At 43.7% G+C, this 6,899-nt stretch carries 6 protein-coding genes, 6 tRNA genes and 1 rRNA gene; 3 read left to right on the top strand and 10 right to left on the bottom strand.

The genetic code is table 11. The features are described 5' to 3' along the window. The 5 genes from ATB76_RS27965 to ATB76_RS26640 form a co-directional block, all read right to left on the bottom strand. On the bottom strand, positions 1-154 hold a 154-nt coding region (locus ATB76_RS27965; protein WP_240538059.1), incomplete at its 3' end, for a GTP-binding protein. A 101-nt stretch (positions 155-255) separates the two neighbouring features. Next, positions 256-331 (bottom strand) — tRNA-Thr (locus ATB76_RS26655). Positions 332-344: 13 nt separating this feature from the next. Further along, positions 345-419, bottom strand: a tRNA-Gly gene (locus ATB76_RS26650). A gap of 35 nt (positions 420-454) precedes the next feature. After that, positions 455-539: transfer RNA gene (locus ATB76_RS26645), tRNA-Tyr, on the bottom strand. Positions 540-591: 52 nt separating this feature from the next. Further along, positions 592-667: transfer RNA gene (locus tag ATB76_RS26640), tRNA-Thr, on the bottom strand. A 206-nt stretch (positions 668-873) separates the two neighbouring features. Between ATB76_RS26640 and coaA the strand changes: the two genes are divergently transcribed. Then, positions 874-1,797: a type I pantothenate kinase gene (coaA, locus tag ATB76_RS26635; RefSeq protein ID WP_038873865.1), complete on the top strand. Its 924-nt coding sequence runs from the start codon at positions 874-876 to the stop codon at positions 1,795-1,797. A 16-nt stretch (positions 1,798-1,813) separates the two neighbouring features. Here the strand turns inward: coaA and birA are convergent, their stop codons facing one another. Both birA and murB read right to left on the bottom strand, forming a co-directional pair. Further along, positions 1,814-2,779 carry a bifunctional biotin--[acetyl-CoA-carboxylase] ligase/biotin operon repressor BirA gene (gene birA / locus ATB76_RS26630; protein WP_061036395.1) on the bottom strand — a complete coding sequence of 322 codons (966 nt, stop codon included), beginning with the start codon at positions 2,777-2,779 and terminating at the stop codon, positions 1,814-1,816. Then, on the bottom strand, positions 2,776-3,819 hold the full coding sequence (murB, locus tag ATB76_RS26625) for a UDP-N-acetylmuramate dehydrogenase (RefSeq protein WP_061036394.1): 1,044 nt from the start codon (positions 3,817-3,819) through the stop codon (positions 2,776-2,778). Before murB ends, birA begins: the two co-directional genes overlap by 4 nt. A gap of 101 nt (positions 3,820-3,920) precedes the next feature. Between murB and ATB76_RS26620 the strand changes: the two genes are divergently transcribed. Beyond that, a complete protein-coding gene (locus ATB76_RS26620) occupies positions 3,921-4,352 on the top strand; it encodes a GNAT family N-acetyltransferase (protein WP_061036396.1) in 432 nt (143 codons plus the stop codon). Positions 4,353-4,423: 71 nt separating this feature from the next. After that, positions 4,424-5,764 (top strand): CDP-diacylglycerol--serine O-phosphatidyltransferase, encoded by a 1,341-nt coding sequence (gene pssA / locus ATB76_RS26615; RefSeq protein ID WP_038873871.1) that lies wholly within the window; start codon positions 4,424-4,426, stop codon positions 5,762-5,764. A gap of 590 nt (positions 5,765-6,354) precedes the next feature. On the opposite strand, the gene ATB76_RS26605 is transcribed toward pssA, so the two are convergent. From ATB76_RS26605 to rrf, 3 genes are all read right to left on the bottom strand, one after another. Then, positions 6,355-6,431: transfer RNA gene (locus ATB76_RS26605), tRNA-Trp, on the bottom strand. 68 nt (positions 6,432-6,499) lie between these two features. Continuing rightward, a tRNA-Asp gene (locus ATB76_RS26600) sits at positions 6,500-6,576 on the bottom strand. Between the two features lie 69 nt (positions 6,577-6,645). After that, positions 6,646-6,762 (bottom strand): 5S ribosomal RNA (gene rrf, locus ATB76_RS26595). Positions 6,763-6,899 lie beyond the last annotated feature (137 nt).

Raw genomic sequence — 6,899 nt, 5'->3', positions numbered from 1 at the left:
TATCGATAGATGCGAAGTCTTTAGCTACACCGCCGTAAACTTTAGCAAGAGTAGTACAGATAGCTGCAGTTAGAGTTGTTTTACCGTGGTCAACGTGGCCGATAGTACCAACGTTAACGTGCGGTTTCGTACGTTCAAATTTTTCTTTAGACATGAGTAGTCCCTCTAGGTACGGATTTAGGTGGCCCGAATTGACCACGCAACCAAAAAAGATAATTGGTAAATCTTATATCAAAAGGAAATAACTTTGAGAGCTGGTGCTGATAGGCAGACTCGAACTGCCGACCTCATCCTTACCAAGGATGCGCTCTACCACCTGAGCTATATCAGCACTCAAATTAGAGTGGAGCGGGCAGCGGGAATCGAACCCGCATCATCAGCTTGGAAGGCTGAGGTAATAGCCATTATACGATGCCCGCAACACGTAACTCTGAGAGCTATTTCCTTAAGAATATGGTGGAGGGGGACGGATTCGAACCATCGAAGGCAGTGCCGGCAGATTTACAGTCTGCTCCCTTTGGCCACTCGGGAACCCCTCCAAAATTTCATGCCATTCTTACTACAATTGCTTCTTAAAGAAGCAGGAAAGAATGGTGCCGACTACCGGAATCGAACTGGTGACCTACTGATTACAAGTCAGTTGCTCTACCTACTGAGCTAAGTCGGCATAAGTGGTGCGCATTCTATTGAATGATTTTCTAGGTTGCAATAGGTATTTTAAAAAAAATCGTAAAATTTAGCTTTTTAGATTCAATTGCTGCAAATTCATACAAACCTCACTTTTTAAAGCAAACTTTCGAGCTTTGTCGTTTGCTTTAAACGATGCTTGTTGTATGTTCTTGCTCTCTATTAAACCAAGGATCAAAGAGACTCATGAGTCCATTTTTGTCATTTGACCGTGCTGAATGGGCAGAACTACGAAATTCTGTCCCGATGACACTCTCTGAAGACGACTTAACCGCGCTTCAAGGCATTAATGAAAACCTCACTGTAGAGGAAGCGGTAGAGATTTACCTTCCTTTGTCTCGTCTATTGAACTTATATGTTCAAGCTCGTCAGAGTCGCAACTCAGTATTACAGCAATTTCTCAATACAGAAGAGCATGCTCCTCCATTTGTCATCGGTATTGCTGGTAGCGTTGCGGTAGGGAAAAGTACGACTGCGAGGCTGCTGAAGGCCCTTCTATCTCGCTGGGAGAATCATCCAAAAGTCGCGTTAGTGACAACCGACGGTTTCTTATATCCAAAGAAAGAACTGGAAGATAAGGGCATCATGCATCGCAAAGGCTTTCCAGAGTCGTACGACATAAAGCGTTTAGTTGAGTTTGTTTCCGATGTGAAAGCAGGTAAACCTGACCTTACAGTGCCAGTCTATTCCCACATTACCTACGACATTACCGAAGAGCTTAAAACTGTTGAGCAGCCAGATATATTGATCATTGAAGGTTTAAATGTTTTGCAAAGCGGTATGGATTACCCACACGATCCACATCGAGTGTTTGTGTCGGATTTTCTAGACTTCTCTATTTACGTTGATGCTGAAACAGAGACCGTCGAGCAATGGTACGTAGAACGATTTTTGAAATTCCGTCGAGGAGCATTCACCAAACCTGGCTCCTATTTTAGCCACTATACCCAACTCTCAGTAGAAGAAGCTAGGAACAAGGCGAAGCAGATTTGGCATGATATTAATGGACTCAATTTGGAACAGAACATTCTTCCTACTCGAGAAAGGGCCCACTTAATACTGCATAAAGGACCAAGCCATTTGGTTGATAAAGTATCGTTGAGAAAGTAGTGCTGACTCGTTAATGTTAATCGGTTTTTCTTAAGGAGATCTCGCCGCCAATGTAGGTCTCCAAACCATTGTTGGTTTCTAGTACTACCCCACCTTGTTGATCGATACCTTTTACAACGCCATGAATCTCTCTTGGCCCCATAAGTAGCTTAACAGGACGGTCTATAAAATTATCTAAACGATTCCAACGATCAACAAACCCCGCCAGACCAGTCATTTCATATTCTTCTAGTGCGGTCTTCCAGTGTTCAATAAGGTTGAGTGCCAGAACGGTGCGGTCGATTGTTAAACCATCACTGACTTGATTCAACGTTGTCCAAGGCTGATCAATCTCAGGCTGTATGTCCGGCATCCCAATGTTCAACCCCATCCCGATAACAAGATGAGCGGCACCACCGGCTTGGCCTGACATTTCTACTAAAATACCTGCAAGTTTTTTATCTTGGAAATAGAGGTCATTGGGCCACTTCAACTTCACACCTTGAACGCCCATACTTTCGAGCGCTTCTACTGCCGCAATACCAACAACAAGGCTTAATCCCATTGCTGCAGCCATACCTGCGTCCAGTCGCCAGTACATAGACAAGTAGAGATTTGTCCCAAAAGGTGAAATCCACTGACGGCCACGACGTCCTCTGCCTTTAGCTTGGTATTCCGCTAAACAAACTCTTCCTTTGTCTGACTCATTCACTCTTTCCAGCAAATACTGGTTGGTTGAATCGATAACAGAGATCAGCTCGATTTGACTATCAAGTTTCGCTTTGAGTGTATCTCCGTCTAATAGTTGTAGGGGGTGCGCCAGTTGATAACCTCGGCCTTGGATACGATAGATATCCACACCCCACTCATTTAACCCTTTAATGTGCTTTGCGATTGCTGCTCGAGAGATGCCAAGGCTCTCCCCAAGTGCTTCACCTGAATGGAAATCGCTGTCGCTTAACGCTTTGAGGATATGGAGCTTTGCGTTATGTTCTTTTCTCATCGAGCAGCCTCTATCTCAGAAAGGGTTGTCTCAGCATGACTATTCATAAAACGCACTTCATGCTCAAGCTCTATTTGATACTTATCCCAAACCTTTTTCTTTACAAGAGAAGCCAAAGTCACCACATCTTCCGCGGTACAGTTATCCACATTGGTAAGCACTAAAGCTTGTAATGGGTTCACTTGGGCACCGTTAACCGAGGTACCTTTTAGCCCACACTGATCAATCAGCCAACCGGCTGCCACTTTCATCCCACCTTTTGCAGGATAGGCGACCATGGTGTCATGCTGCTGGATGAGTTGATCATAATGATCTTGACTGATCACTGGGTTTTTAAAGAAACTCCCTGCATTACCCACTTTAGTTGGATCAGGTAACTTCTCCATGCGCACTTGGCAAACTCGCTCAAATATTGCGTTAGGGCTAAGTTCTTTTTCAGGAATAGACTGTAGAGGGCCATATTGATTGACGGGTTGCCACGTTTTGGGCAGTTTAAGGCCAAGCGCGGTGATAAAACACTTCTCATACAGAGAATGCTTGAATATCGAATCACGATAACCAAACAGACATTCTTCTGCACTCATACGTATAGTTTCAAAAGTCTCTAGGTCAAGAACATCAACATAATCACAGATGTTGTTGAGCTCTACTCCATACGCTCCGATGTTCTGAATCGGTGCAGAACCCGCACAGCCAGGGATAAGAGCTAAGTTTTCAAGGCCACCAATATCATGTTTTACACACCATTCCACTAATGCGGGCCAGTCTTCACCACCATCAATATGCAGCTTGTAATACTCATCCGTTTCACTCACTTGTTTACCAAGTAATCGGTTGATAATCACAAGCCCTTCATAATGCTGAGTAAAGAGCATGTTACTCCCTTTACCTAAAAACAGTTTTGGTAATTTTTTAAAGGTGTCGTCCTTGAACAACTGTATGACATCTTCTACAGATTCAACAATCGCCAAATAGTCGCAAGTTTGCTCGATACCAAATGTATGAAAAGCCTTAAGGCTCGCGTGTTTCTTAATTTCCATAGTGGATTTGCAACGCCAGATGAGATTCTCTTAAACTATGGACATTCTACATTAGTTATCTTTTAGCCGCAGTGACAATACCAGACTCATTAATCATAGAAGTGTTAAATCCGATCAAACTTCCTCTCATTAAGAGGTTGTATAAAGCGCATTATCCGGCAGGCCGAGCCAAACGGGATGAGTTAATCATTACCGCCAGCGTCAAGAATGGCATTGTTGCGCTATTACGAATGAAAACCATCGAAAAATCACGATTGCTTACAGGGATGCTAGTCGTGCCAGAATTTCGTGGGACAGGCGTCGGCAGTGCTCTGCTTACTTATTGCGAAAACACAGTTTTCACCAGTGGTGATTATTGCTTCGCTTTTAAACATTTAGAGAATTATTACGCTCAGCATGGGTTTGAAACCATTGATAGCTCTGAATTGCCAAACTCGTTAAAAATGGCTTATTTGCGGTACGTAGACAGTGGTAAAGATCTCATTCCAATGCAATTCACCACTTCTAACGTTCTAAACGACGTGGTTTTGTAGCCAGAGAATTCATATCTTTGGTAAAATATCAGGTTCGCAATATTGCACTTAATTAAGGTACTCACACCGGTATGATAGTAAGTAGGAACCCATTCGAACAGTTGCCAAGTCTCGCAGTCAAGCCTGAAGACTTTGAAGTTCTGCACGCAGCAGAAACTTTCAGAACTCGTCTTCTTGATGCGATCAGCAAAGCAACGTCGCGAATTTACCTAGTCGCTCTATATCTGGAAGATGATGAAGCTGGACGTGAAATTTTCACAGCGCTTTATGAGGCGAAACAGCGCAACCCTGGATTGGACATCAATATCTGTGTAGATTGGCACCGAGCTCAACGTGGTCTCATTGGTGCAGAGTCATCAGAGGGCAATTCCGCGCTATACAAAGCATTCGCTAAAAAATACCAACATTCGATTCCGGTATACGGCATTCCTGTACGAGGAAGAGAGGTCTTCGGCGTACTGCACTTAAAAGGTTTTATTGTTGACGATACCGTTATTTATAGCGGCGCTAGCTTAAACAACGTCTATCTTCAATACAATGGTCGTTATCGTTTCGACCGTTACCATGTGATTCAACATAAAGCACTTGCTGACTCCATGGTCGGTTTCATCCAGAGTGAGATGATAGCTCACCCAGCAGTAAACGACCTTGCTGGTAAGGACAAACCAGAAACTAAAGAAATCAAAGCTGCAATTCGTCAACTGCGTTCTTCTCTCGCTCGTGCTGATTATGAGTTTTCGCCAGAGAGTGCAACAGAAGAAGAGGTAAAAGTGACTCCTCTTGTTGGCTTGGGTAAGCGACGTAATCAACTCAACATGAAAATCGTTAAGTTACTCGCTGCCGCTCAAAATGAAATCTTCATCTGTACACCTTACTTCAACTTTCCTAAAGCGATTCATCGTGAAGTAAAACGTGCAATGAAACGCGGGGTGAAAGTAACGATTGTTGTTGGAGATAAAACAGCAAATGACTTCTATATTGCTCCGGAAGAAGAATTTAAAACTATTGGTGGTTTGCCATACCTTTACGAATTGAACCTTCGCCGTTTTGCAAAAGCCAACGAAGCGAACATTGCAGCTCGTAAGCTTTCTATCCACTTATGGAAGCACGACAACAATAGCTTCCACCTAAAAGGTATTTGGGTAGATAAACGCTACATGCTCATGACAGGTAATAACCTGAACCCACGCGCATGGTCACTAGACTTAGAAAATGGACTATTGGTGCAAGATAACTACGCTAAGATGACGGATAAGTTTGAGCAAGAAGTAGCAAACATTCTCGAGCATACTCAACTTATCTGTACTTACCGACAGTTAGAAAAGGTAGAAGATTACCCAGAAAGCGTTCAGAAGCTTGTTCGTAAGATCACTCGCATCAAAGCTGACGGCGTACTTAAGCGTATCCTTTAGAAACTAATAAAGAGTCAAAGCCCAGTATGAAAGTACTGGGCTTTTTTGTAGGTTGTAAATCACGGTTCGCCTCCCCCTGCCCAACGAACTAAATAGACAAATATTCAGATAACAGGTACTTATCCCTCCCGAAGAAGAAAGAACCGAACCTGAATGTCGGATAGAACATCAAGTAAGCGAACGCACCCGCGTCCGACAAACTGATACTAATACGGTGGAATTGGACCTTTTTCTAAAAACCAAAAGCAAACAAGTTTTATAATCTTTGACTAAATCTTTGTATATAAAAAGAGGTGGACTGGGCCAGCACTCCGGAGATTCGATGGGAAATGCAGCCAAACGGACCGCGCACCAAGGGACGCCAAGTTATCCTAATATCACTTGTTAGAAGTGATAAAAACGAAAAAGGCTCCAGCATTTCTGCTAGAGCCTTAAATATGGCAGAGGTGGACTGGGCCGGCACTCCGGAGATTCGATGGGAAATGCAGCCAATCGGACTGCGCACCAAGGCACGCCAAGTTATCCTAATATCACTTGTTAGAAGTGATAAAACGAAAAAGGCTCCAGCATTTCTGCTAGAGCCTTAAATATGGCAGGGGTGGAGAGATTCGAACTCCCAACACGCGGATTTGGAATCCGCTGCTCTGCCAATTGGAGCTACACCCCTGTAGAAACTACAGTTTATCACATTGTAGATTCAAAAAAACCTCGCAAAAGCGAGGTCTTTGAAATAAGTGGCGGAGCGGACGGGACTCGAACCCGCGACCCCCGGCGTGACAGGCCGGTATTCTAACCAACTGAACTACCGCTCCGCACTGGTTAGACATTTAAGTCTAAGTTTTTGTCTTCACTTTTTCATAAAAAGTGAAAATAAAATACAAGCCTGGCGATGTCCTACTCTCACATGGGGAAACCCCACACTACCATCGGCGCTAATTCGTTTCACTTCTGAGTTCGGAATGGAAGTCAGGTGGGTCCAAATCGCTATGGTCGCCAAGCAAATTCTTTAATCTGGAAAACTGATTTTAAGTTCTACTACACATTCAATCGTTCTTGCATTGAGTCCATCAAAACCCCTTGGGTGTTGTATGGTTAAGCCTCACGGGCAATTAGTACAGGTTAGCTCAACGCCTCA

The sequence above is a fragment of the Vibrio sp. MOR3 genome (assembly GCF_001557775.1).
GTDB classification, from domain to species: domain Bacteria; phylum Pseudomonadota; class Gammaproteobacteria; order Enterobacterales; family Vibrionaceae; genus Vibrio; species Vibrio jasicida.
The sequence above is the reverse complement of the archived record's forward strand: the minus strand, read 5'-3'. Positions and strand labels throughout refer to the sequence as shown.